At 70.0% G+C, this 23,400-nt stretch carries 18 protein-coding genes and 1 pseudogene; 10 read left to right on the top strand and 9 right to left on the bottom strand.

All coding sequences use genetic code 11. The features are described from left to right. Positions 1–39 precede the first annotated feature (39 nt). Together AAW51_RS25480 and AAW51_RS25475 are read right to left on the bottom strand one after the other, a co-directional pair. Complete coding sequence (locus tag AAW51_RS25480; RefSeq protein ID WP_047198299.1) at positions 40–366, bottom strand: hypothetical protein; 327 nt, start codon at positions 364–366, stop codon at positions 40–42. A 44-nt stretch (positions 367–410) separates the two neighbouring features. Continuing rightward, complete coding sequence (locus tag AAW51_RS25475) at positions 411–3,191, bottom strand: PAS domain-containing protein (protein ID WP_047196863.1); 2,781 nt, start codon at positions 3,189–3,191, stop codon at positions 411–413. A 213-nt stretch (positions 3,192–3,404) separates the two neighbouring features. Here AAW51_RS25475 and AAW51_RS25470 point away from each other — a divergent pair, with 213 nt between their 5' ends. From AAW51_RS25470 to AAW51_RS25450, 5 genes and pseudogenes are all read left to right on the top strand, one after another. Continuing rightward, positions 3,405–5,063 (top strand): histidine kinase famiy protein, encoded by a 1,659-nt coding sequence (locus tag AAW51_RS25470; RefSeq protein WP_083438575.1) that lies wholly within the window; start codon positions 3,405–3,407, stop codon positions 5,061–5,063. 9 nt (positions 5,064–5,072) lie between these two features. Beyond that, a complete protein-coding gene (locus tag AAW51_RS28550) occupies positions 5,073–7,883 on the top strand; it encodes an ATP-binding protein (protein ID WP_157360036.1) in 2,811 nt (936 codons plus the stop codon). Positions 7,884–7,901: 18 nt separating this feature from the next. Then, positions 7,902–8,551, top strand: a pseudogene (locus tag AAW51_RS25460) (2Fe-2S iron-sulfur cluster-binding protein). Positions 8,552–8,555: 4 nt separating this feature from the next. Further along, positions 8,556–9,575 carry an FAD binding domain-containing protein gene (locus AAW51_RS25455; RefSeq protein WP_047196862.1) on the top strand — a complete coding sequence of 340 codons (1,020 nt, stop codon included), beginning with the start codon at positions 8,556–8,558 and terminating at the stop codon, positions 9,573–9,575. Continuing rightward, positions 9,559–11,808, top strand: coding sequence for a xanthine dehydrogenase family protein molybdopterin-binding subunit (locus tag AAW51_RS25450; RefSeq protein WP_047196861.1), 2,250 nt, complete (start codon positions 9,559–9,561; stop codon positions 11,806–11,808). Before AAW51_RS25455 ends, AAW51_RS25450 begins: the two co-directional genes overlap by 17 nt. Before the next feature lie 160 nt (positions 11,809–11,968). Here AAW51_RS25450 and AAW51_RS25445 read toward each other — a convergent pair whose 3' ends face one another. Further along, positions 11,969–13,492, bottom strand: a complete 1,524-nt coding sequence (locus tag AAW51_RS25445; RefSeq protein ID WP_335337684.1) for an IPT/TIG domain-containing protein — start codon at positions 13,490–13,492, stop codon at positions 11,969–11,971. Positions 13,493–14,216: 724 nt separating this feature from the next. On the opposite strand from AAW51_RS25445, the gene AAW51_RS25440 reads away from it, so the two are divergent. From AAW51_RS25440 to AAW51_RS25420, 5 genes are all read left to right on the top strand, one after another. Beyond that, the gene (locus AAW51_RS25440; protein WP_047196859.1) at positions 14,217–15,206 is read left to right on the top strand and encodes a Bug family tripartite tricarboxylate transporter substrate binding protein; all 990 of its coding nucleotides are present in this window, start codon (positions 14,217–14,219) and stop codon (positions 15,204–15,206) included. 106 nt (positions 15,207–15,312) lie between these two features. Then, positions 15,313–15,543 (top strand): hypothetical protein, encoded by a 231-nt coding sequence (locus AAW51_RS25435; protein ID WP_157360034.1) that lies wholly within the window; start codon positions 15,313–15,315, stop codon positions 15,541–15,543. Positions 15,544–15,607: 64 nt separating this feature from the next. After that, the gene (locus AAW51_RS25430) at positions 15,608–17,071 is read left to right on the top strand and encodes an aminotransferase-like domain-containing protein (RefSeq protein WP_047196857.1); all 1,464 of its coding nucleotides are present in this window, start codon (positions 15,608–15,610) and stop codon (positions 17,069–17,071) included. A gap of 122 nt (positions 17,072–17,193) precedes the next feature. Further along, the gene (locus AAW51_RS25425) at positions 17,194–17,829 is read left to right on the top strand and encodes a DsbA family oxidoreductase (protein ID WP_417903584.1); all 636 of its coding nucleotides are present in this window, start codon (positions 17,194–17,196) and stop codon (positions 17,827–17,829) included. A gap of 146 nt (positions 17,830–17,975) precedes the next feature. Next, positions 17,976–18,893 (top strand): transglycosylase SLT domain-containing protein, encoded by a 918-nt coding sequence (locus AAW51_RS25420; RefSeq protein ID WP_083438572.1) that lies wholly within the window; start codon positions 17,976–17,978, stop codon positions 18,891–18,893. A gap of 25 nt (positions 18,894–18,918) precedes the next feature. Here the strand turns inward: AAW51_RS25420 and AAW51_RS25415 are convergent, their stop codons facing one another. The 6 genes from AAW51_RS25415 to glcE form a co-directional block, all read right to left on the bottom strand. Continuing rightward, on the bottom strand, positions 18,919–19,713 hold the full coding sequence (locus AAW51_RS25415) for an SDR family NAD(P)-dependent oxidoreductase (RefSeq protein ID WP_047196854.1): 795 nt from the start codon (positions 19,711–19,713) through the stop codon (positions 18,919–18,921). 145 nt (positions 19,714–19,858) lie between these two features. Further along, the gene (locus tag AAW51_RS25410) at positions 19,859–20,365 is read right to left on the bottom strand and encodes a pyridoxamine 5'-phosphate oxidase family protein (RefSeq protein WP_047196853.1); all 507 of its coding nucleotides are present in this window, start codon (positions 20,363–20,365) and stop codon (positions 19,859–19,861) included. A gap of 111 nt (positions 20,366–20,476) precedes the next feature. Then, positions 20,477–20,719: a hypothetical protein gene (locus tag AAW51_RS25405; RefSeq protein ID WP_083438571.1), complete on the bottom strand. Its 243-nt coding sequence runs from the start codon at positions 20,717–20,719 to the stop codon at positions 20,477–20,479. Next, positions 20,703–20,891, bottom strand: coding sequence for a CsbD family protein (locus AAW51_RS25400; RefSeq protein WP_047196852.1), 189 nt, complete (start codon positions 20,889–20,891; stop codon positions 20,703–20,705). Before AAW51_RS25400 ends, AAW51_RS25405 begins: the two co-directional genes overlap by 17 nt. A gap of 144 nt (positions 20,892–21,035) precedes the next feature. Next, positions 21,036–22,274: a glycolate oxidase subunit GlcF gene (gene glcF / locus AAW51_RS25395; RefSeq protein WP_047196851.1), complete on the bottom strand. Its 1,239-nt coding sequence runs from the start codon at positions 22,272–22,274 to the stop codon at positions 21,036–21,038. A 19-nt stretch (positions 22,275–22,293) separates the two neighbouring features. After that, a complete protein-coding gene (gene glcE, locus AAW51_RS25390; RefSeq protein WP_047198294.1) occupies positions 22,294–23,391 on the bottom strand; it encodes a glycolate oxidase subunit GlcE in 1,098 nt (365 codons plus the stop codon). Positions 23,392–23,400: the final 9 nt, after the last annotated feature.

Below are 23,400 nucleotides of genomic sequence, written 5' to 3'. Positions count from 1 at the left end.
CGAGGTCGCGGGTTCTCGCGCGGGCGCGCGGGGCAATCGTCAGGGGGCCGGGTCGGTGTCGAACGCCGGGCATTCCCAGTCGAGCAGCTCGGCCAGCCGCCGCACCACCCATCCGGCTTCGGCGGCCGACACGCCGGCGTCCGGCGTCGACAGGCCCAGCCGGCAGCGCCGCAACACCTCGTCTTCGCGCAGGCCGTGGCTGCCGTGGTGCTGGTTGCGGGCATGTCCCACCAGTTGCTGCGCCAGGTCTTCGCAGAGGTCGTAGCGTGCGCGCAGCACGTTCAGCGGCACGGTCAAGCGGCGCCGTGCATCCGTATACAGCGCATAGAACGACGGCGGAATCTCGATTTGATACTCGTCTGACATGCCGCCGTTGTACCGCATCCGCGGCGTACCCGAGGGCGGTGCACTCAAGCACTGGCGGCGGCGACCACCTTGGCCACCGTGGCCGCCAGTTCATCCATCCGGAACGGCTTGTGCAGCAATTGCGCATTGGGGCCGACGGCGGCATGCAGCGCGTCGGTGTCGGCATAGCCGCTGGCGAACACGATGGGCAGGTCGGGGCAGCGTTCGCGCGCCGCACGGGCCACTTGTGCGCCGTTCATGCCGGGCATCGCAAAGTCGACCAGCAGCACGTCGGGCCGGCCCCGCTCGAGCGCCTGCAAGCCCGCCGGTCCGTCGGCGGCTTGCTCCACCGCATAGCCCAGCGCCTCGAGCATGTCGCGCAACAGGCTGCGCACGGCCAGGTCGTCGTCGACCACCAGCACCCGTGCGGGCCGGGCGCCTGCGTCGCTGCCGGCCTTGACGGCGCCGGTCGGCTGCCGTTCGCGGGTGGTGGCAGCGGCCGGGGCCGCGGTCCGCAGCAGCAACGACACCGCCGTGCCCTGGCTGGGCGCACTCTGGATACGGGCGGCGCCACCGACCTGGCGGGCGAAGCCGTAGACCTGCGACAGGCCGAGGCCGGTGCCCTTGCCCACCTCCTTGGTCGTGAAGAAGGGGTCGAAGGCGCGCGCCACGACCTCGGGCGACATGCCGGTGCCGGTGTCGGCGACCCGCAGCTCGACGTAATCGCCAGTGCCGAGTTCCGCATCGCGCTCCAGCCGTCGCACCTCGGTCGACAAGGTCAGTCGGCCGCCGGTGGGCATGGCGTCGCGCGCGTTGATGGCGAGGTTGAGGACCGACATCTCGAGCTGGGTCGGCTCCGCCATCACGCTGTTGACGTCCGGGTGCAGCGCCAGCACCACCTCGATCGAAGGCCCGAGGGTGCGGGTCAGCAGTTCCTGCATGCCTTTGAGCAATTCGTTCACGGCGACCGGTTTCATCTCGAGCCGCTGCGAACGCGAGAAGGCGAGCAGCTGCGAGGTCAGCTTGGCGCCATGGCGGACCGAGCGCAGCGCGTTTTCGGCCCAGCTGCGCACCTGACCCGGCTGCTCGGCGAGGCGCCGGATCAGCTCCAGGTTGCCGGTCACGGCTTGCAGCAGGTTGTTGAAGTCGTGCGCGATGCCGCCGGTCAACTGGCCCACCGCTTCCATCTTCTGCGCCTGGCGCAGGTGTTCTTCGGCGCGTTGGCGCTCGGCCACCGCGGCGGCCACGCGTTGCTCCAGCGTTTCGTTGAGCCGCCGCAGCGCCTCCACCGCCGAGCGTCGGTTGTGCACGTCCTCGGTCATGCCGTACCAGCGCTGCACCCCGCCTTCGGCGTTGCGCCAGGCCAGCGCACGGGCGCGGATCCAGTGGTAGCTGCCGTCGGCGACCCGCATGCGGTATTCGACGTCATAGGTGGCGCCGGTCTCGACCGAGCGCCGCCAGGCGGCCTGCATCGCGGCGCGGTCCTGTGGATGCGGCAGTTGCATCCAGCCGTCGCCCAGGGCCTCCTCGCGCGACAGGCCCGTCAGGGCGAGCCAGCGCTCGGAGAAACTTTCGATGCGGCCCTGGGCATCCGCGGTCCAATGGATGCCGGGCGACAAATCGACCAGCAGCCGGTAGTGCTCCTCGCTTTCACGCAGACGTGCCTCGGCGTTGCGCCGGTCGCTGACGTCGCGGTAGAAGATGGCCAACCCGTCGGGCACGGGATAGGCACGCATCTCCAGCCACGCCGCCTGGCCGGTCTGCCACCGGTACTGGTGTTCCAGACTGATCGGCTGGCGTGTGTGCATCGCCTCTTTGTAGAGCCGTCCCACCTCCATCGATTCGGACCCCGGGTAGACCTCCCAGTGGTTGTGGCCGACCAACTGCTCGACCGGCCGCCCCTCCAGCCGCAGGCCCTCGGCATTGATGTCGAGGATGCGGAAGTCGTGGCCCAGCAGCAGGAAACCCTCGCCCATGCTGTCCAGTACCGCCCGCGCGCGGTCACGTTCGACGCGCAGCTCGGCTTCCGCACGGTGCCGGTCGGTGACGTCGCTGCCTTCGACGAAGATGCCAGTGACGTGGCCGTCGGGAGAGACGATCGGCTGGTAGACGAAGTCGAGGTAGTGCTCGACCAGTTCGGCACCCACACCGTGGACCGCGGTGCGCACCGACAGGCCCCGGCCGATGAACGGCTCCCCGCTCGCATAGACCCGATCCAGCAACTCGAAAAACCCCTGCCCCGCGAGCTCTGGCAGCGCCTCGCGTACCGGGCGGCCCAGTAGCTCGCGCGTGCCGAACAGCCGCTCGAAGGCGGCATTGGTCAACTCGAACACGTGCTGCGGACCTCGCATCACGCACATGAAGCCGGGCGCCTGGTGAAACAGGCGGTGCATCCGTTCGGTCTCGGCCAGGCGGCTGCGCTCGGCGAGCACCTGCCGGGTGGTCTCAGTGCAGGCGCAGTACATGCCGGCGACGGCGCCGCCCTCGTCGCGCACCGGCGAATAGGAGAAGGTGAACCAGGTCTGCTCTTCAAAGCCCCGCCGGCGCATCGTCAGCGGCAGATTCTCGAAGTAGCTGGCCTCGCCGCGCAGCGCGCGCTCGACCATCGGGCTGATGTCTTTCCAGATGTCGGACCAGACGTCGCGAAACGGGCGCCCCATTGCGGTCGGATGTTTGCCGCCGAGCACGCCGCTATACGCGTCGTTGTAGAGGAAACAAAGCTGCGACCCCCAGGCCACGAACATCGGAAACTTCGATCCGAGGACCAGGCTGATCACGGTTCGCAATGACGGCGGCCAGACCGCGGGAGCGCCGAGCGGCGTGGTCGTGTCGTCCAGGGCTCGCATCAGGGCCGCGGTCTCGCCACTGCCGGTGAGAAACGATAGGTCTGCACCGGCGGGGCCGGCACAAACAGTGGTCGGGAAAGAGGCCGGCGGCGCTGTATGCATGATTCAGCCCAGCAAGCCGCGCACCAGCCGCCGCGCGGGAACAGCCATTGCTCGATCAGGACATCCCCCGCGACGGGGGATGAAGGATCCGGCCTTGCCGCCGGCTACGTGATGGATCATCAGCAGCAAAGCTCTCCGCCGGCACGCCGGCCTGCCGGCACCGCCTCCGACGACCCGACCCAGGAACCGGACGCGACAGTCCCGTGTACGCCCCTCCATGGCCAGAAGGTCGGGGACGAGGTATTTCAGACCGTGGTCGACACCGCCCGCATGTCGATGATCCTGACCGACCCCTGCCAGCCCGGCAACCCGATCGTGTACGCCAATGCGGCCTTCTGCGAACTTACCGGCTATCGGCCGGACGAGGTGATCGGCCGCAACTGCCGTCTGCTGCAGGGGCCGCAGACCGATCCGGCCACCGTCGCCGAGATCCGTCAGGCCGTCGCCGAGGGGCGCGAAATGCACACCGAGATCCTGAACTACCGCAAGGACGGCAGTTCGTTCTGGAACGCGCTGTTCGTTTCGCCCGTCCACGACCGGGAGGGACGGCTCATCTACTTCTTCGGCTCCCAGCTCGACATCAGCCGTCGCCGCGACGCCGAAGAGGCGCTAAGGCAGGCGCACAAGATGGAAGCCCTCGGCCAGCTCACCGGCGGCATCGCCCATGACTTCAACAATCTGTTACAGGTGATCGGCGGTTATGTCGACGTGTTGCGCGTGCTGTCGCGGCCCGCGGACGGCGAAAACCCGCGGGTGGCCGAGGCGGTCGAGCGGGTGCATGCCGCGGTCGAGAAGGCCGGCGCGCTGACCCAGCAGCTGCTGAGCTTCGCGCGCAAGCAGCGCCTGCAGGGCCGCCTGGTCAACCTCAATCAGCTCGCCGCCGACCTGCGCGGTTTGGCGACCCGGCTGTTGGGCGACCAGGTCGTGCTGGAGCTACGGCTGGCCCCCGACCTGTGGAACTGCGTGGTCGACCCGGCGCAGTTCGAGGTGGCGCTGCGCCATGTGCTGCAGAACGCCCGCGATGCGATGCCGGACGGGGGCAGCCTGCGTATCGAGACGCGCAACGTGACGTTCGGGCGGCGCGACCTGAGCACCCACGGTGGCCTGCTCGAAGGCCGCTACGTCTGCCTGCAGGTGGTCGACACCGGCCGCGGCATCCCGCCCTCGCTGCTCGACAAGGTGATGGACCCGTTCGTCACCACCAAGCAAGAGGGGCACGGCACGGGGCTGGGCCTGCCGATGGTCTACGGCTTTGCCCGGCAGTCCGGCGGCGAGGCCCGGATCGCCTCGTCGATGGGCACCGGCACCATCGTGTCGCTGTACTTTCCGGCACAGGAAGGGCCGGAGCGCGCCGGCGAGGCGCGCGAGGCGGCGCCCCAGCCGCAGCGTCGACGCCAAGAACGCGTGCTGGTCGTCGACGACCGCCCCGACGTGGCTCAGTTGGCGGCCGCGATGCTCGAGAGCCTGGGCTACCAGGCGGTGGTGTGCGCCAGCCCGGCGGAGGCACTCGAGCAACTGCAGCGCGGCGGCGCGTTCGACCTGCTGCTGACCGACCTGATCATGCCCGGCGGCATGAACGGCCTTGCATTGGCGCGCGAAGCCCGGCGCTTTCAGCCAACCCTGCGCGTGCTGCTCACGACCGGCTATGCCGAGGCGACCTTGCAAGCGACCGGCGACGACGAAGAGCACCCGATGCTCTACAAGCCGTTCGGGCAGGCCGAGTTGGGGCGCAAGGTGCGCCAGGCGCTCGACGCGGCCCCCGCGGCCTGAGGGCGAATCATGCGAGGCCCCCCCGGACCCGTCATCGATGAGGGCGCCCTGTTGGCGGACAGGGCGTCGGCCGAGCGTGAACGCCGCCTGCAAGACCTCGGCCTGGGCGGCGTGGAGCGGGAACCGGCGCTCGAGCCGCTGGCCGAGGCAGCGGCTCGGGCGCTGCAGGTCTCGGCCGCCTGGATTGCGCTGCTCGATGCCGACACCCCGGCCGTGCAAGCGCGCTACGGTGCCGACGGCGACCCCCTGCTCGAAGCCTCGCTGCTGCGCCGGGTGGTCGACCGCGGCGACTGGGTCGAGCAAAGCGGCGAGGGCGGCACCGCGGCGTCGGCCGGCACTCCGCTGCGCTACCAGGGCGAGCCGATCGGGGCGCTGTGTGTGCTCGACAGCCGTCCGCGGCGCCTGGACGCGGAGCAGCGCCGAGCCCTCGAAGCCCTGGCCCGCGTGGCGGGCGCTCAACTCGAGGCGCGGCAACGCGCGCGGGAAGCCGCCGGCGAAGTGCGCCGGGCGCAGGACTTCGTGCGGGCCACCGGCGATTGGGTGTGGGAAACCGACGCGGCGCATCGCTGCATCGAACTGGCACGCACCGGCCCTGGCGGCACGCGCGCCGGGTTGCCGTGGGCGGTGGGCGAACCGCTGCCCGACGGCGTGCTGACCGACTGGCTCGGGCGTCGCGACGAGGAAGATCGCACGCTGCATGCGCTGCTCGACGCCGGCCTGCCGTTTCGCCGTGCCATCGCTCGCGTGAGCGGGCCGCAAGGTCCGCGCTACCTCGCCTTCAGTGGCGTGCCGCGCTTTGCCGCTGGCGGTGTGTTCGGCGGCTACCGGGGGGTGGCCAGCGATGTCGACCGGCTGGTGCAGGAGGAGCAGCAACTCGACCACCAGGACGTGCTGCTGAAGAAGCTGTCGGCGCACGTGCCCGGCGCCTTGTTCCAGTATGTGGTCGGCCCCGACGGCCGCTCGCGCTTCCCGTTCGCCAGCGAAGGCATCTGGTTGGTGTTCGAACTCTCGCCCGAACAGTGCCGCGAAGACGGTGATGCGGTGTTGCGACGGGTGCATCGCGACGACGCCCGGCGGGTGCTGCGCAAGCTGAGCCGCTCCGCGCGCGACCTGCTGCCGTGGACGCAGCAGTTCCGCGTGACGCTGCCGACGCGCGGCACCCGCTGGGTCGAGGTGCAGGCGTCGCCCGAACGCCTCACCGACGGCGGCACCTTGTGGCACGGGCTGGTCACCGACATCACCCAGCGCCAGCAGGTGCAGCTGCGCCTGACCCATGCGCTGGAGCGTTGGGAGATCGCGGCCCATCATGTGGGCATCGGCATCCTCGACGTCGTGCACGGCACGCGGCGTGTCGAACTGGACGCGGCGGCGGCCCAGATGCACGGACTCGGCGCGACCCCCACCAGCCTCGACGTCGGTCAGTGGAGCAGCTGTCTGGCAGCCGACGACCGTGCCCGTGTCATCGGCCGTTTCGCCGAGATGGGGCGCCACGGCGGCGATGCCACCGAGCGTTACCGGGTCGAAAGCGTGACGCCGGCGCGTGTTGTCGAGCTGACCCTGCGCTCGCTCAAGGACCCCGGCCGCGACGCCAGGCGGCGCACGCTCGGCACCTGCCGTGACGTGACGCAGCAGCTGGCGCTCGAAGCCGCCGAGCGCGACAAGGCGGCCGCCCAGCGTGCCAACGCGAGCAAGAGCGAGTTCCTGTCGCGTGTGAGCCATGAGCTGCGCACGCCGCTCAACGCCATCCTCGGCTTTGGCCAGCTGATGCTGTTCGACACCGCACACCCGTTGCCCGACGCCCACCGCGAGCGGCTCAAGACCATCCGGCTGGCCGGTGAAAAGCTGCTGGCGCTGATCGACGACATGCTCGACCTGACGCGCATCGAGCAGGGCAAGCTGCAATTGCACCCGCGCCCGGTCGATGTGCAGCGCGTGCTGACGCAGGCCTGGTCCCTGCTCGAGTCGCAGGCCCAGGAGCGCGGCATAGGCTACGAAAACGCGCTGACGGGCGCCGGTTGGGCGGTGCTGGCCGACGAACGGGCCCTGGGCCAGGTGCTGCTCAACCTGCTGTCCAACGCCGTCAAATACAACCGGCCGCAAGGCGCGATCCGCGTCTCGGGCCGGGTGCTGCAGCAGCAGCTGATCCTGTCGGTGGCCGACTCTGGCGTGGGCATGAGCGACGAGCAGCTGCAGCAATTGTTCCAACCGTTCAACCGGCTCGGCGCCGAACGCACCATGGTCAGCGGCACCGGACTGGGCCTGGTGATCGCCCGCGCGCTGACCGAGGCGATGGGCGGTACGCTGCGCGTGCGGTCGGGCGCCGGCAAGGGTACTACCGTGACCCTGACACTGCCGGTTGCCGAAGCCGAGGACGTGCCGGCGCGTGAGGCGACCGTCTGGTCGACGCTGGACGAAGCGGCGCTGAACGTCGAGCGTGAGGTGCTCTACATCGAGGACGATCCGGTCAACGTGATGCTGATGGAGCAGGTGCTGCAGGGCGACGGCCAATGGCGCATGGTGGCGGCCACCACCGGGGGCGAAGGCATACGCTTGTTCGACGACCTGCGCCCCGACCTCGTCATCATCGACATGAATCTGCCTGACATGAACGGTGCCCAGGTGATGAAGACGCTCAAGGCCGCGCCGGCCGGCCGCCGCGTGCGTTGCGTGGCGCTGTCGGCCGACGCAATGCCGCACCAGGTGCAAGCCGCGCTGGAGCAGGGCTTCGACGAGTACTGGACGAAACCCTTCGACGTGCGCGAGCTGCGCCGGCGTATGCGCGAGCTGGCATCGCACCCGACCACCGGCTGGGACCGCTGAGCGCGCTGGGAACAACGCTTGCCTCGACCGGCTGACCTTGCCTCACCGGCACCGGCCGGTGCCGCGGTTTCTCTCTCTCCCAGAACAAGTGAGCCACGATGAGCAGTGCTACGTTTCCCCCCGTCGCGGCGGCCGACCTGCCCGCCCGCTGCCGCATCACCTTGCAGGTCAACGGACAGCCGCACACGTTGACGCTCGATGCGCGGGTGAGCCTGTTGGATGCCTTGCGCGAACACCTCGGGCTGACCGGTGCGAAAAAAGGTTGCGACCGCGGCCAGTGTGGTGCCTGCACGGTGCTGTGCGAAGGCCGCCGCATCAACGCCTGTCTGACATTGGCGGTGATGCACGACGGCGACCGCATCACCACCGTCGAGGGGCTGGGCGAGCCGAGCGCACCGCATCCGATGCAGGCCGCCTTTGTCGAGCACGATGCCTTCCAGTGCGGCTATTGCACCCCCGGGCAGATCTGCTCTGCGGTGGCGCTGCTCGACGAAGTGCGCGCCGGCTGTGTCAGCGCCGCCACGCCGGATCTGGCGCAAGGGCTGCAGGCGCTCGACGACGACGAGATCCGCGAGCGCATGAGCGGCAACCTGTGCCGTTGCGGCGCCTACCCCAACATCGTCCACGCGGTACGCGCAGTGGTGATGGCGACGGACGGGCAGGGGTGAGGCGATGGACCCCGTGCATTACCAACGCGCGCACTCCATCGACGATGCCCTGCGCCTGATCGACGCGCCGGGCGCCTGCTTCATCGCGGGCGGCACCAATTTGCTCGACCTGATGAAGGGCGGCATCGCACGCCCGCAGCGGCTGGTCGACGTCAGCCGCCTGCCGTGGCAGCAGATCGAGCCACGGCCGGACGGCGGGCTGCGCCTTGGCGCCGGCGTGCGCAACAGCGACGCGGCCGACCATGCCGAGGTGCGGCGGCGCTACCCCTTGCTGTCGCGCGCACTGCTGGCCGGCGCCTCGCCGCAGCTGCGCAACATGGCGAGCGTCGGCGGCAACCTGCTGCAGCGCACCCGCTGCGTGTACTTCTACGACGACGGCTTCGCCCGCTGCAACAAGCGTCGGCCCGGCTCGGGCTGCGACGCCATCGGGGGGTTGAACCGGCAGCACGCCATCCTCGGCGCGAGCGAGCATTGCATCGCGACGCACCCGTCCGACATGGCGGTGGCGCTGTCGGCCTTGCGCGCCCAGGTGCAGCTGCGCAGCGCGGCCGGCGAGCGCAGCCTGGCGCTCGACGCGTTCTACCGGCTGCCGGGCGAGACGCCCGAACGCGACACCGAGATCGCCCCCGGCGAGCTGATCGTCGCGGTCGACCTGCCGGCCTCGGCCTTCGCACGCCACTGCCATTACCTCAAGGTGCGCGACCGCGCGAGCTATGCGTTTGCGTTGGTGTCGGTAGCCGCCGCACTCGATCTCGACGACAGCGGCCGGGTGCGCGACGCGGCGCTGGCCCTGGGCGGAGTGGCGCACCGGCCGTGGCGGGTGCCGGCCGCCGAGCAGTGCCTGGTGGGGCGGGTGCCCGACCAGGCGGCAGCACAAGAGGCGGCGGCGCTGCTGCTCGCGGGCGCGCGCGGCCAGGGGCACAACGATTTCAAGATCGAACTGGCACGCCGTGCCGTGGTGCGCGCACTGGCGCGTGCGGCGGCGGCCGGTGCAGGGGAGCAAAACGATGTCGGCAGGTCGTGAGCAGGAGCAGGGCGCGGGCGAACGGGCGGCGCTGGTCGGCCGGCCGGTCGACCGTGTCGACGGGCCCTTGAAAGTCTGTGGCCAGGCGAAGTACGTGGCCGACGTGGCGGTGCCCGGCCTGGTGCATGCCACGATGGTGCTCAGCACCGTGTCGCGCGCACGTGTGCGGCGCATCGACACCACGGCTGCGACGGCGCTGCCCGGCGTGCTGTGCGTGATGACGCACGAGAACGCGCCGCGCCTGCCCGAGGGTGGCCGGGCCGCGATCAAACCGCCGGCCGGGCGCACGCTCGCCCTGCTCCAGGACGATCAGGTCCATTACGACCGCCAGCCGATCGCCGTGGTGGTGGCCGAGAGCCTCGAGGTCTCGCGCCATGCGGCGCGCTTGCTGCAGGTCGACTACGAGCCGTTGGAGACCGCGCTCGACTTCGAAGCGGGCAAGGTCGGCGCGCACCCGCCCAAGGAGGCCCAGGGACAAACGCCCGACAGCGTGCGCGGCGACGTGGCGCCCCATTGGAATGCCGCGGCGCACCGCGTGGAGGCCGTCTACACCACGCCCACCGAGCACCACAACCCCCTCGAAACCCATGCCACGCTGGCCCAGTGGCACGGCGAGCGGCTCACCTTGCACGACTCGACGCAATACGTCTACGGCGTCCAGACCAGCGTGGCCAAGACGCTCGGCATCGCGCCCGAGCAGGTGCAGGTGATCAACCCCTACGTCGGCGGCGCCTTCGGCAGCAAGGGCTCGACCTGGTCGCATGTGGTGTTGTGCGCGATGGCGGCGCGGGCAGTGGGGCGGCCGGTGCGCCTGGTGGTCGAGCGGCCGCAGATGTTCGGCCCGGTCGGCAACCGGCCCCGCACCGAGCAGCACCTGCGGCTCGCGTCCGACACCGCCGGGCACTTGACCGCCGTCCAGCACGATGTGTGGGCCGAGACCTCGCGCATCGAAGACTGGCTCGAGACCTCGGCCTTGCTGACCCGCATGCTCTATTCGTGCGAGAACGTCGCCACCTCGCACCGGCTGGTCGGCCTCGACATCCCGGTGCCCACCTTCCAGCGGGCGCCGGGCGAATCGACCGGCAGCTTCGCGCTGGAAAGCGCGCTGGACGAACTGGCGGTGGCCGCCGGTGTCGACCCGCTCGCGATGCGGCTGCTCAACCACGCCGACCGCGACGAGCACAAGCAGCTGCCGTTTTCGAGCAAGTCGCTGCGCGCCTGCTACGAGCAAGGCGCCGCGGCCTTCGGTTGGTCGCGCCGCGACCCGCGGCCGGCGCGCCAGCGTGACGGCGACTGGCAGGTCGGCTACGGCATGGGCACGGCCACCTATCCGTCCAAGCGGATGGCCGCCGAGGCGTCGGCGTGTTGGCGCCCGGACGGTTCGGTGCTGGTGCGGTGCGCCACCCACGACCTCGGCACCGGCACCTACACCGCCTTGTCGCAAGTCGCCGCCGACACGCTGGGCCTGCCGCTGCGCTGCGTGCAGGTCGAGATCGGCGACAGCGCCTTGCCGCAGGCGCCGGTCTCGGGCGGCTCGATGACCATCGCCAGCGTCGCACCCGCGGTGCAGGACGCCTGCCGTGCCGCGTTGGCGCGATTGGTCGAACTGGCCCTGGGTGATGCCGCGTCGCCGCTCTACCAGGTGCCGCACGAACGGGTGCAGTGCGTCGGCGGCCGCTTGTGCCGGCGCGACGACCCGGCGCAGGGCGAGAGTGTTGCAGCCCTGCTGGCGCGCCATCCTGGGCAGCGGGTCGAAGCGCGCGCGCGCAGCCAGCCCGGGGCCGAGGCGCGGGCTTACTCGCGGCATGCCTTCGGCGCCGTCTTCGCCGAGGTGCGGGTCGACCGCGATCTGGGCGAGATCCGGGTGCCGCGGCTGGTCGGCGCCTTTGCCGTCGGCCGCTTGCTGAACGAGAAGACCGGCCGCAGCCAGCTGTTGGGCGGCATGGTGTGGGGTGTGTCGATGGCGCTGCACGAACACACGCTGCGCGACCCGCGCTACGGGCGGGTGGTGAACGCCAACCTGGCCGAATACCACGTGCCGGTGAACGCCGACATCGGCAAGATCGAGTTGATCGTCGTCCCCGAGGACGACCCGCACGTCAACCCGCTGGGCGCCAAGGGGGTCGGCGAGATCGGCATCACCGGCGTGGTCGGCGCGATCGCCAACGCGGTCTACCACGCCACCGGACAGCGCGTGCGCGAGCTGCCGATCACGTTGGACCGGCTGATATAGCGAGGCCCGGCTTGTCGCAGCCGGAAGGCACCGCCACAGCCCGTCCGTTTGCAAGAACGTCCCTGAGCGTCCGTGCCGAGTGAGCCGGTGGCAGCGCCCGGTGGCGCGGAAAGCGGCGCGGCCGAATCACAGGCGCGCCACCTCGAGCTTTTGGCCGCCGTCAGGGCGCTGGCATCATCGCGGCCGCACCCGTGCCCCCGATGAACAGCGTGGTGCCGTCCGGACTCACCAGCATGCGGTAGGTGAGACTGCTACCCAGACCGGCCGGAACCGCCCGTGCAGGCAGCACTTCGGGGTAAAAGCCGGCCACCGGGGCACCGGTGAGGTCGAAAGTCCGAATGGCCATCGCCGCGCGGTCGAAAACGTAGGCTCGGCTGCCGTCTGGCTGGATTGCAATGCCGCTGCTCGCCTCGCTGTTACTGGCACTCGCGGTGGGCAAGTGACCGAGCACGTTCGCGAGGGAAGCATCGTAGACCGTGGTGTGCGCGTTCCCGGCGTAGTCCCGTCCGGTCATCACGACGCGGTGCCCGGACCGGCTCACAGCCGGCTTGACGGTCGCGTCATACCAGGAGTGACCATGGTCGGCGAGACCATGGCGAGCGCGGGCGATCCTGCCCGTGGAAGCGTCGTAGTACACGGTCGGATGGGCGATGACCAGCGAAGATCCGTCGGCGCTGGCGCCGACCGAGGCTTGCGTGACCAGCAGGTCTGGGGTCAGGTAGAAAGCCGCGTCGTTGATCGAGTACAGACAAAGGTCGGCAAAACCGGAACCGTACACGCCGGATGTGACAAGCGCGAATCCTTCGTTGGTCACCTCCAACTCCCTCAGGTGCTGGAAGCCCTGAGAGAACGGTTGTGCGGCGGGCGTCGTGACGAGCGTCGTGAGCGTGACCGGGTCCTTCTGCATCAGAGCGTCATCGGTCAGCACCAGCAAGCGTGTGCCATCCGGCGTCAACGCAATGTCGCGCAGCCTCGGTACTCCCGAACCACTGGGCACTGAAGTGCCGTAGGTCGACAGCGGAAAGCGCATCAGCGTGTTGAATTCGGGCGTAATGCCGACCGCGGCGACGAACAGCACGCGGCGCTCCGCGTCATAGAGGAGGCCGCGCGTCTCCGTCAGGGTGCCGCCGTAGGGGAGCAGGCTCGCGGGGTACGCAACGGACGGGACAGCGACCAGGGTGCCGTCGAATGGAACCAGGCTGCCGCCGGCCTTCAACGTCACCGTGTGGCGACCCGCTGCAAGACCGGAATGGGTGGCGTGTATTTCGCTGTCACTGACGATGTTGAAGGCGGTCGCGGACGTGGTGCCGAAACTCACCGTGTCAATGCCGGCAGCACTGAACCCCTTGCCACGGATCACGACCTTGCCGGCGCTGCCCGCCGTCGTCAGGTAGGGCATCACGGTGTCGGACTGGACAGAGGGCTTGATCTCGTACGAGACCGGCAACGTCTTCGGGCTCCCTACGAGCTGCCCCGTGGCACAAGTGGGATCTTTGACGCAAGCCGTGACGGTGACAGTGCCGGTGAAATGTCCTGCCCCGAGGGTGGAGGGGTTTTCGGGCACGACCAGGATGGTTGCGGAGGAGTCGGTCGGATAAGTGGGGTCTCGCACGTCAGCGACCGCGCTTCCTGCATGGGACACCTTGACGTATAGCGGGCCGTCTAGCTCTCCGTTGACCGTCATGGTCACGGACGGCCAGGTCACCGCCGTCGCCGGACTCTTGGCGACCAAGGTCAGTGAATCAACCGAGAAGGTGACGCTGGCCTTGTTGGCCTCTGAACCGTCGGTTGAGCCGTCGCCGCTCGATCCCCCCGTCGTCCCACCCGTGGAGCTGCCCGTGGAGCCGCCCGTGGAGCCGCCCGTGGAGCCGCCCGTAGAGCCGCCCGTAGAGCCACCCGTAGAGCCACCCGTAGAGCCACCCGCGTTGATATCGGTCTCTTCCGTCTGGCTTCCTCCACCGCCTCCGCATGCGGTAAGAGCCAAACACAACAAAACCACGGCGCACCGAGGCGCACTTCTCGAAAACGTCAACATGGAAGATGGAGGTGGGTGGAAGGTTGGCGGCGAGACAACCGGGCTCGGCGGCGTGGAAACGTGCCGCTGGCTCTGATTTGAGCTGCCCCGGACAGGTTACTGATTGTAACTGTGCGATTGTTTTAGACGGCCCCCGGTTCAGGGGATGGCGGACGCCCCGGGGCACTTGGCCGCATCAGACCGACACTCGCCGAGTGCGAGGCCGCCCCCGGGTCTCGGCCAACGACGCGAATCGGGGTGTCACGGCTCGGCGTCGGCCGACGGGTCGCCCACGTACAACGCCGCCTCTGCCGGCAAGCGCTGCATCCGCGTCCGGGCCGTAGCATGTGCTCGCTCGCCGCGCAGCCACCATGTCGACAGGAACTCTCACCCTATGGACACGCTCTCCTCCTCTTTTGCCCGCCGTCGTCTGTTGCGCGGTTTCGCCGCCCTGCTCGGCGCGTGCGCCGCACTGCCCGCGGCGCACGCCCAGACCTGGCCGACCCGCCCAATCACCCTGGTGGTGCCGTTCCCAGCCGGCAGCGCCACCGATCTGCTGGCCCGTGTGCTGGCCGAGCAGATGAGCCGGCAGCTGAAACAGCCGGTCGTGATCGACAACAAGGCCGGCGCCAACGGCACCATCGGCACGGCTGCGGTGGCGCGCGCCGCGCCCGACGGCTACACGCTGTTGGCCGCCACCAGCACCACCCATGCGGCCAATGCTTCGCTGTACCGACGTCTCCAGTACGACCCGATCAAGGACTTCACGCCGATCTCGCGGCTGGCGCAGATCCCGTTCGTGATGCTGGTCCACCCGCAGGTGCCGGCCCAGACGCCCCAGGCCCTGGTCGCGCACGCGCGGCAGAACCCGGGCAAGCTGGCCTGGGGCTCGGGCTCCAGCGGCAGTTTGATCCCCGGCAGTGCCTTCGTCGCGGCCAACCGGCTCGACATGCTGCACGTGCCTTACAAGGGCGTGCCGCCGGCGGTGATGGACACCGTGGGCGGTGCCATCCAGGTCACCTTCGCCGACTTCTCCACCGCGCTGCCGCAGGTCAAGGCCGGCAAGCTGCGCGCATTGGCCGTCACCTCGGCGCAGCCGCATCCGATGCTGCCCGGCGTCGGCCCGATGTCGGCGGTGGTGCCCGGGTTCGAGATGACCGCCTGGTTCGCGCTCTACGCGCCGGCCGACACGCCGGCGGCCGTGGTCGACAAGCTCAACCGCGCCGCGGCCGCCGCACTCCGTGACCGGGGCGCGCAACAAAAGTTGGCACCCGGCGGCTTCGAAGTCACGCTCAGCTCGCCCGCGGAGCTGGGGTTGTTCGCGGCCAAGGAGACGCTCAAATGGGCCAAGGCCGTGAAGGAGGCGGGCATCGCGGTCGAGTGAGGCGGGCGGTCGTGGTGCTGTACCTGTCCGGACACTGACACAGTGAGGTGTACAGCCGCGCCGGCTGTGTCTTGGTGCGCCGCGGACCGGGCCCTATCGTGGCCGCATGGACGCACTACACGACACCCCTTTGCTGACGACGCGGCCGCGGCCCGCCGCCCACGGCCGCCTCGGGTGGGTCGCATGGCTCGAGCGCTTCGGCCGCGCCCTGCACCTGGCGCTGATGGACCACGAACAGCGCTATCTCTACAACGCGGTGGACCTGGCCGACCTGGAGCGCCGGCTGCGAAGGCTCGAGCAGGGCGACCGGACGTTGTGGCCACGGGAGTGGCTGTGAACCCGGTTGGCTGTTCGGCATTTGACACAATGCCCCGACGTCGCCACTCCTTCAGGCCCCACCGATGATCCCGCTCGACCGTGACTCGTCCGTGCCCCTGGCCGGCCAGATCGAAGCCGGCCTGGCCGCTCGCATCGGCGACGGTCGGCTCGCCCCCGGCATGCGGCTGCCGTCGATCCGCCAGCTCGCGGCCCAGCTCGCGGTCAGCCCCAACACGGTGGTGCTGGCCTACGACCGGCTGGTCGCCGCCGGCCTGATCGAATCGCGCGGCACCATCGGCTACCTCGTCTGCGAGACGGAAAGCCCGCCGCCCGAGCTCGAGCCGCTCGAGGCCGGCGAGGAGCAAGACCCGGTCTGGCTGGCGCAGCAGGCCAGCGACCAGCGCCCCGGCGTGCTGCTGGCCAGCAGCGGCGCCTTGCCGCTGGCCTGGCTGGAAGACGGCATCCCGGCGTCGCTGGTGCAGCGAGCCTTGGCCGCCTGCACTGGCGGCATGGCCGCGCGCTGCCCCGCCCAGGGCCTGCCGGCGCTGCGCGAGCGTATTGCAATGCTGATGCGCAGCCAGGGCATCGCCGCCGATGCCGGGCGGGTCATGACCACCTTCGGCGCCACCCAGGCCCTCGACCTGATTTGCCGCGCTTTCCTGCGGCCGGGCGACCGCGTGCTGGTCGAAGACCCTGGCTTTTTCCTAATGTTCGGGCGGCTGCGCCAGGCGGGCGTCGATGTGGTGCCCATCACCCGGCGGCCCGACGGACTCGATCTGGCCGAACTCGAAGCGGCGCTGGCCGAGCACCGGCCCCGCATGCTGTTCGTGCAAAGTGTGCTGCACAACCCGACGGGCTGGGGCAGCAGCGCCGCCAACCTGCACCGCCTGCTGACGCTGGCTGAACGGTACGACCTGCTGATCGCCGAAGACGATGTGCACGGGCATTTCCTGCCGGGCCAGGCGACACGGCTGGCCCAGTTGTCGGGCCTGTCGCGCGTCATCTACTTCTCGAGTTTCTGCAAGGCCTTGAGCCCGGCACTGCGGCTCGGCTGGCTGGCCGCCGAGCCGGCCCTGCTGAAGCCGCTGCTGCGCGAGAAGGTGTATTCGGTGCTGACCACGCCGGCGCTCAACGAGTTCGTGCTGCTCGAACTGCTGGCCAGCGGCCGCTTTCGCAAGCATGTGGAGCGGCTGCAGCAAAAGCTCGCGCAGGCGCGCATCGCGTCCATCAGCCGTTTGCAGCAGGCCGGAATCGTGTTCGAAGACGGCGTCGGCGAAGGCGGCTTGTTCTTGTGGGGTCGCGTGCCGCAGGGTGTGGACATCGAGCTGCTGGCCAAGGACGCCTGGCGCAACCGCATCGTGCTCGCCGGCGGCGCGTCCTTCCGGGCCCGGCCGCTGGCCGCCGACGGCTGGTTGCGGTTCAACGTCGCGCACAGCCAGCATCCGCGCCTCGCCGATTACCTGACGCAGCGTTTCCAGGCGCTGTCGGCCGGCGGCAGCACCCTGTCGCGGCTGGCGTCGATGCCGCTCGACGGGCTCCCGACCTGAACCGCGGGGCAGCCAGGGCGGCAGTGTTATTCCCTGGCGGTCCGGCGGGTCGGCGCGGCAGCCCACCACGGCCCTGGAGGGGCTTGGATAGACTGGCCTGGTTCTCCGACTTGGCCCGCCCCATGAAAATCGACTTCGTTTCCGACGTTTCCTGCCCCTGGTGCATCATCGGCCTGCAATCGCTCGAGCAGGCGCTGCAGCGGCTCGGGGGTGAGGTGCAGGCCGAGCTGCACTTCCAGCCCTTCGAGCTGAACCCCGGCATGCCGCCCGAGGGGCAGGACATCGACGAACACCTGGCGCAGAAATACGGCGCGACGCCCGAGCAGAGCGCGGGCAACCGCGAAGCCATCCGCGCCCGCGGCGAGGCGGTCGGCTTCAACTTCCGGATGGACAAGCGCAGCCGCATCTACAACACCTTCGACGCACATCGGCTGCTGCACTGGGCTGAGCTGGAAGGTCGCCAGCGCGAACTCAAGCATGCGCTGTTCCGCGCCTATTTCACCGAGGGCCAGAACCCCGGCGACCACACGCTGCTGGCCGGTTTGGCCGAGGAGGTCGGGCTGGACCGGGCGCGCGCCGAGGCCATCCTCGCGTCCGACACCTATGCCGAAGAGGTGCGCGAGCGTGAGCGCTACTACCTGGAGCGTGGCATCCACTCGGTGCCGGCGGTGATCGTCAACGACCGCCATCTGATCCAGGGCGGCCAGCCGCCCGAGGTGTTTGAACGCGCCTTGCGCCAGATCGTCGCCGAGGGCTGAAGCGGTCGCGGGGCCAGGCTGGGCCCCACCTGACCGAGGGGGGCGCTGGCGTGCGCGGGCGTCGGCGGCTCTGGTAAGTTCGCTGCGTTTGTGGTGCCTTGCAGGCGGCGTCCACGGCGCTGCCCTACCCACCCCGTCCCCTCTCGATGATCAAACTGGTTTGCTCGCTGTCGGCCTTGTGCTGTGCCTTGGCGCTCGGCGTCGCCGCGCAGGCGGCCGAGCCGCCGCCCGAGGCGGTGCTGATCCCTTTGCTGCGCGCCGAGGCGATGGCCTACGAGTACGGCGACGCCGGCATGCCGCGCGACGCCCGTCGGGCGGCAGCCCTGTATTGCGAAGCCGCTCGGCTGGGCGATGCCGAGGCGCAGTTCAACCTCGGCTGGATGTATGCGAACGGCCGCGGCCTGGAACGCAACGACTCGCTGGCCGCGTTCTTCTTCCAGGCGGCCGCCGAACAGGGGTACGAACAGGCGCAACGCATGTTGCAGACGGTCGGCGGGCCGACCACCGAGGTGCCGGAGTGCATGCGCAGCGCGCCGCCGGCGCCTGCCACCCGGACCACCGCCTCGGCCTCGGCCAGCGCCGCACTGGCGCCGTTGGCGAAGGTGGCCCCGCCGTCCATCCTTGCGCTGGTGCAGAAGATGGCGCCTGAATACCGCGTCCAGCCGCAGCTGGCGCTGGCCATCATGCAGGCCGAGTCCAATTTCGACACCGTCGCTCTGTCACCGCGCAATGCCAAGGGTTTGATGCAGCTGATCCCGGCAACGGCCGAGCGTTTTCGGGTCCGCAACCCCTACGACCCGGCGCAGAACATCCGCGGCGGGCTGGCCTACCTGCGCTGGCTGCTGGCGTATTTCGAGGGCGACGTGACGCTGGTCGCGGCCGCGTACAACGCCGGCGAGGGCACCGTGGAGCGCTACCGCGGTGTGCCGCCCTACCTGGAGACGCGGCGTTATGTGCAGCGCATCCGGCAGGCGGTCGGCGATGTGCTGCATCCGTTCGACCCTAGCGTCACGCGGCCCTCGCCTTGGCTGCGGCAAATCCGCCAGCCGGCGGGGGCGCGGTGAGCGGGCGCACGGCCGCTTCCCGCGCTCACACCAGGCTCTCGACCACCCCGCCATCGACCCGCAAGCCGGCACCGGTCGTGGCCGAGGCCTGCAGCGAGCAGACATACACGATCAGGTGCGCCACCTCCTCGGGTGTGGCCGCGCGGCCGATGATGGAACTGGCGCGCTGCGACTTGACGAAGGCGGTCGCGGTGTCTTCGACCGAGCGGCCGGCGCGTTCGGCGCTCGGCTTCAGCATCGATTGCACCCCTTCCGACAGCGTCGGCCCGGGCAACACCGCGTTGACCGTCACGCCGGTGCCGGCCATACGCTTGGCCAGGCCGCGCGAGACCGACAGGTTGGCCGTCTTGGTGACGCCGTAATGGATCATGTCGGCCGGGATGTTGAGGCCCGACTCGGACGACACGAACACCACCCGGCCCCAGCCGCGTTCGGCCATGCCCGGGAGGTAGGCGCGCGACAGCCGCACGCCCGACATCACGTTGACCTCGAAGTAGCGGCTCCATTCCTCGTCGGGTACTTCGAAGAAGTCGCGCGGGCCGTAGATGCCGACGTTGTTGACCAGGATGTCGGCGGCGGGCTCGGCCCGCACCAGTTGGGCACACCCTTCGGCCGAACCGAGGTCGGCGGCGACGCCGCGCACCTGAGCGCCCGGCACGGCCTGCCGCAGGCGCGCCATCGCCTCGTCCACCGCCTCCTGTTTGCGGCCGTTGACCACCACCGCGGCCCCGCAACTGGCGAGGCCGGCTGCCACGGCGTAGCCGATGCCGACGGTGGAGCCCGTGACGATGGCGGTCTTGCCGGAAAGTACGATCTGCATGGGGTTCCTCGCTTCGTGTAGCAGGCGCTGCTGCACGCCGCCGGCGCCGGTATGGCGCACTACCAGGGCGCGCACGCCCTGCGTAAGCCGGTCCCGGGCGTGCCCGAATTCGGGCCGGCTCGACCGGCGCCGGGCGAAGCCGGCGTCAGACCCGCACTTCCTGATGGTCGCCCATGTCCTTCGGGCGCTGGCCGGTGACCGCGGCCTTCGCCATCTTGAACAGCTGCGTCATCTTGCTGGCTTCGACATCCCAGTATTCGGCATGGTCGATGTGCACCGCCAGCAGGCCGACGTCGGGGTCGGTGGGGCCCTTCGGGAACCAGGCTTCGGTGGGGGTGTTCCACAGTTCCTGCTTCTTGGCGATGTCGTCGACGAAACGGCCGAAACCGGCGATCGAGACGTAGCGGTCCTTGTCGGGGTCGGCATAGCTGATGTTGACGGCACCGTCGTCCTTCAGGTCGAGGGCCGGCTCGCTGCTGAGCGAGACGAAAAACCACAGCACGCCGCCTTCGTCGATCGAGCGGTTCTGCGTTGTCATCGGCCGCGAGCGCAGCTGGCCGTCGTGGTGGCGGGTGGTGAGCATGCCGAAACGGATGCCGCGGATCATGTCCCACAGGCGTTCCTGGGGCGAGGTGTCGTGTAGCAAAGCCATCGAGCTTCTCCGTTGGGTCGAGAGAGGAGGGGAAGGGGAGGGGCCGGGTACCGGTCGGGGAACGACCGGCACCCGGCATGCCCGCCGCAATGCCTGGCAAAAGTCAGAGGCTCAGGCCATCGGCGTCGGGGTCACGGGTGGTTCGTGCACCGGCTCAGGGTGGCCGGGGGGCAGCGGGTCGTCGATCGGCGCGGGCGGCAGATCGGGGCCGGGCGGCGGCGCCTGGGGCGGCGCCGGCGGCGGCTCGTTGGGTGGGGTCGGCGGGTCGCTGTGCGCCCGCGCTCCGCCTGCGGCCGCCGTCACCCCGAGGCCCACGTAGGGCGCCCGGGGTGCGACGTCAATGACGGCGGTCAAGGTGGTCCTTCGCCCGTTCCTTGGCGTCGCCGTAGTCGCCGCGCATGTCGCCGACGTTCTTCTGAACGCGGCCCTTGGCTTCGAGGCTGAGATCGTCGGTGGCCCGGCCGGCCATTTCCTTCGTCTTGCCCTTGGCCTGCTCCATGCGTCCCTTCAGTTGATCGCGATTCATGGCGAGTCCTTTCTTTCCAGTTGCGAGTGCCGGGTCGGCAGGGCCGCGCCCGACAACTCCACTGTGCGCCGACCGGCCGCTCACGCCTGTCGGCGCGCTGACGGCGAGGCCGTAGGACAAACCACCACAGTCGGACGACCGCGCTCAGGCCAGCGCTTCGTCGAGCACTTCGATCCAGTGTTTGACCGGCGTTTCGGTGCCGCTTTGCAGGTGCTGGATGCAGCCGATGTTGGCCGAGACGATGGCCTGGGGCGCCAACGGCATCAGCTGCGACAGCTTGCGGTCGCGTAGCTGGTAGGCGAGGTCGGGCTGCAGCACCGAATAGGTGCCGGCCGAGCCGCAGCACAAATGCGATTCGCCGACCGCCAACTCGACCTCGAAGCCCAGCTCGCGCAGCCCGGCCTCGACACCCCCGCGCAGTTTCTGCCCGTGCTGCAGCGTGCAAGGCGGATGGAAGGCGAGCTTGGGGCGCGGGGCGTCGGCCGCCCAGCGCGGCTTCAGCTGGGCCACCAGGTCGGGCAGCAGCTCGGACAGGTCGCGGGTCAGCTCGCTGACGCGGCGCGCCTTGTCGGCGTAGGCGGGGTCGTGCTTCAGATGCTGCGCATAGTCTTTCACCATCACGCCGCAGCCCGACGCGTTCATCACGATCGCCTCGACCTCCCCGCGCACGATGGTGGGCCACCAGGCGTCGATGTTGCGGCGCATGTCGGCCAGGCCGCCTTCGTGGTCGTTCAGATGGGTGCGGATGGCGCCGCAGCAGCCGGCCTCGTCGGCCACCATCACCTGGATGCCGGCGGCGTCCAGCACGCGGGCAGTGGCGCTGTTGATGTTGGGCATCATGGCCGGCTGGACGCAGCCGGTCAGCATCAGCACCTTGCGAGCGTGCTGGCGCGTCGGCCAGCGGTGGGCACTGCCGCTGCGGTCGGCCGGTGGCACCTTGTGCTTGAGCGCGGCGGGCAACAAGGGGCGCACGGCCTGGCCCAGTTTCATGGCCGGCCCGAACAGGGGCGACGTCAGACCTTCCTTCAACAGCTTGCGGGTCATGCGTTCGCCGCGCGGGCGCTCGACGCGCTCTTCCACAACCTGGCGGCCCAGCTCCACCAGCCGGCCGTATTGCACGCCGGAGGGGCAGGTCGATTCGCAATTGCGGCAGGTCAGGCAGCGGTCGAGGTGCAGCTGGGTGCTGCGCGTGACCGGCTGGCCTTCGAACACCTGCTTCATCAGATAGATGCGTCCGCGCGGCCCGTCGAGTTCGTCGCCGAGCAACTGGTAGGTGGGGCAGGTCGCGGTGCAGAAGCCGCAATGGACACAGCTGCGCAGGATGGCCTGGGCCTCTTCGCCTTCGGGGGTGTCCTGGAACTCGGGAGCGAGATGGGTTTGCATGGGCGGGTATCGGGCCGGGTCACAGCCCGGGGTAGAGCCGGCCGGCGTTGAAGATGCCGGCCGGGTCGAAGGCGTGTTTCAGTTGTCGGTGCAGGCGGTCGAGCGGCGTTTGCAAGGGGGTGAACACCCCGGGGCGCGGCTCGCGGGTGCGAAACAGCGTCGCATGGCCGCCGGCGGCTTTGGCCGCGTCGCGCAGCGTGGCGTCGGGGGCGGACGTGCACAGCCAGCGCTGGCCACCGAACCATTCGATCAGTTGGTCGCCGGCGAGTTGCAACGGCGGGGCGGTGGGCGCCACCGACAGCCGCCACAGGCTCGCGCCGGCCTCGACCGCCGCCTCGGCCGCGGTGAAGAACTCGTCGCGGTGGTCGCGCAGCCCGTCCCAGAAGCCGGCGGCCTGCACCGGGTCGATCAGCTCGCCGCCCAGCTTGCGCACGGCGGCCGCCACGGCGGCCTGGGCGCCGCGCAGGCGCAGCACCAGCATGCCGTCCCACCAGGCGCTCGCGTTCAGCGGCAGCGGTTGACCGCACCATTCGTTGAGGCGCTGTATCGCGGTGCCCGCGTCCATCTCGAAGCGCAAAGTGGCCGTGGCCGGCACGATCGGCAGCACCTTCAGCGACACCTCGACGATCACGCCCAGCGTGCCGAGCGAACCCGCCAGCAGGCGCGAGACGTCGTAGCCGGCGACGTTTTTCATCACCTGGCCGCCGAAGCTCAGCACCTGCGCGCGGCCGTTGAGCAGCGTGGCGCCGAGCACGAAATCGCGCAGCGAGCCTACCGCCGCCCGGGCCGGGCCGGACAGGCCGGCGGCCACCATGCCGCCCACGGTGCCGGCGCCACCGAAACGCGGCGGCTCGAAGGGCAGACACTGGCCGTGCTCGGCCAGCGCGGCTTCGAGTTCAGCGATCGGCGTGCCGCAGCGGGCGGTCACGACCAGCTCGGTCGGCTCATAGCTCGAAATGCCGGTGAGCGGCGTGACATCGAGCACGTCGGCCTCGGTGTCGCCGCCGGCTTCACCGTAGAAGGCCTTGCTGCCGGCGCCGTGGATCGACAGCCGGCCGCCGTCGGCGAGCGCGGCGCGGACCCGTTCGACCAGCACCTCGAGTTCAGGCGGGGGCAGCGGCGACAC

This window comes from Caldimonas brevitalea (assembly GCF_001017435.1).
GTDB classification, from domain to species: domain Bacteria; phylum Pseudomonadota; class Gammaproteobacteria; order Burkholderiales; family Burkholderiaceae_C; genus Caldimonas; species Caldimonas brevitalea.
This window is presented reverse-complemented; position numbering and strand designations above follow the sequence as displayed.

Bases quoted from the DNA above. Each gene is read 5' to 3' on its own strand.
- AAW51_RS25400 (WP_047196852.1), bottom strand. From the start codon at position 20,891: ATGAATCGCGATCAACTGAAGGGACGCATGGAGCAGGCCAAGGGCAAG.
- AAW51_RS28550 (WP_157360036.1), top strand. From the start codon at position 5,073: ATGCGAGGCCCCCCCGGACCCGTCATCGATGAGGGCGCCCTGTTGGCG.
- AAW51_RS25470 (WP_083438575.1), top strand. From the start codon at position 3,405: ATGGATCATCAGCAGCAAAGCTCTCCGCCGGCACGCCGGCCTGCCGGC.
- AAW51_RS25425 (WP_417903584.1), top strand. From the start codon at position 17,194: ATGAAAATCGACTTCGTTTCCGACGTTTCCTGCCCCTGGTGCATCATC.
- AAW51_RS25455 (WP_047196862.1), top strand. From the start codon at position 8,556: ATGGACCCCGTGCATTACCAACGCGCGCACTCCATCGACGATGCCCTG.
- AAW51_RS25450 (WP_047196861.1), top strand. From the start codon at position 9,559: ATGTCGGCAGGTCGTGAGCAGGAGCAGGGCGCGGGCGAACGGGCGGCG.
- AAW51_RS25420 (WP_083438572.1), top strand. From the start codon at position 17,976: ATGATCAAACTGGTTTGCTCGCTGTCGGCCTTGTGCTGTGCCTTGGCG.
- AAW51_RS25435 (WP_157360034.1), top strand. From the start codon at position 15,313: ATGGACGCACTACACGACACCCCTTTGCTGACGACGCGGCCGCGGCCC.
- glcF (WP_047196851.1), bottom strand. From the start codon at position 22,274: ATGCAAACCCATCTCGCTCCCGAGTTCCAGGACACCCCCGAAGGCGAA.
- AAW51_RS25415 (WP_047196854.1), bottom strand. From the start codon at position 19,713: ATGCAGATCGTACTTTCCGGCAAGACCGCCATCGTCACGGGCTCCACC.
- AAW51_RS25475 (WP_047196863.1), bottom strand. From the start codon at position 3,191: ATGCGAGCCCTGGACGACACGACCACGCCGCTCGGCGCTCCCGCGGTC.
- AAW51_RS25480 (WP_047198299.1), bottom strand. From the start codon at position 366: ATGTCAGACGAGTATCAAATCGAGATTCCGCCGTCGTTCTATGCGCTG.
- AAW51_RS25445 (WP_335337684.1), bottom strand. From the start codon at position 13,492: ATGACGGTCAACGGAGAGCTAGACGGCCCGCTATACGTCAAGGTGTCC.
- AAW51_RS25440 (WP_047196859.1), top strand. From the start codon at position 14,217: ATGGACACGCTCTCCTCCTCTTTTGCCCGCCGTCGTCTGTTGCGCGGT.
- AAW51_RS25430 (WP_047196857.1), top strand. From the start codon at position 15,608: ATGATCCCGCTCGACCGTGACTCGTCCGTGCCCCTGGCCGGCCAGATC.
- AAW51_RS25410 (WP_047196853.1), bottom strand. From the start codon at position 20,365: ATGGCTTTGCTACACGACACCTCGCCCCAGGAACGCCTGTGGGACATG.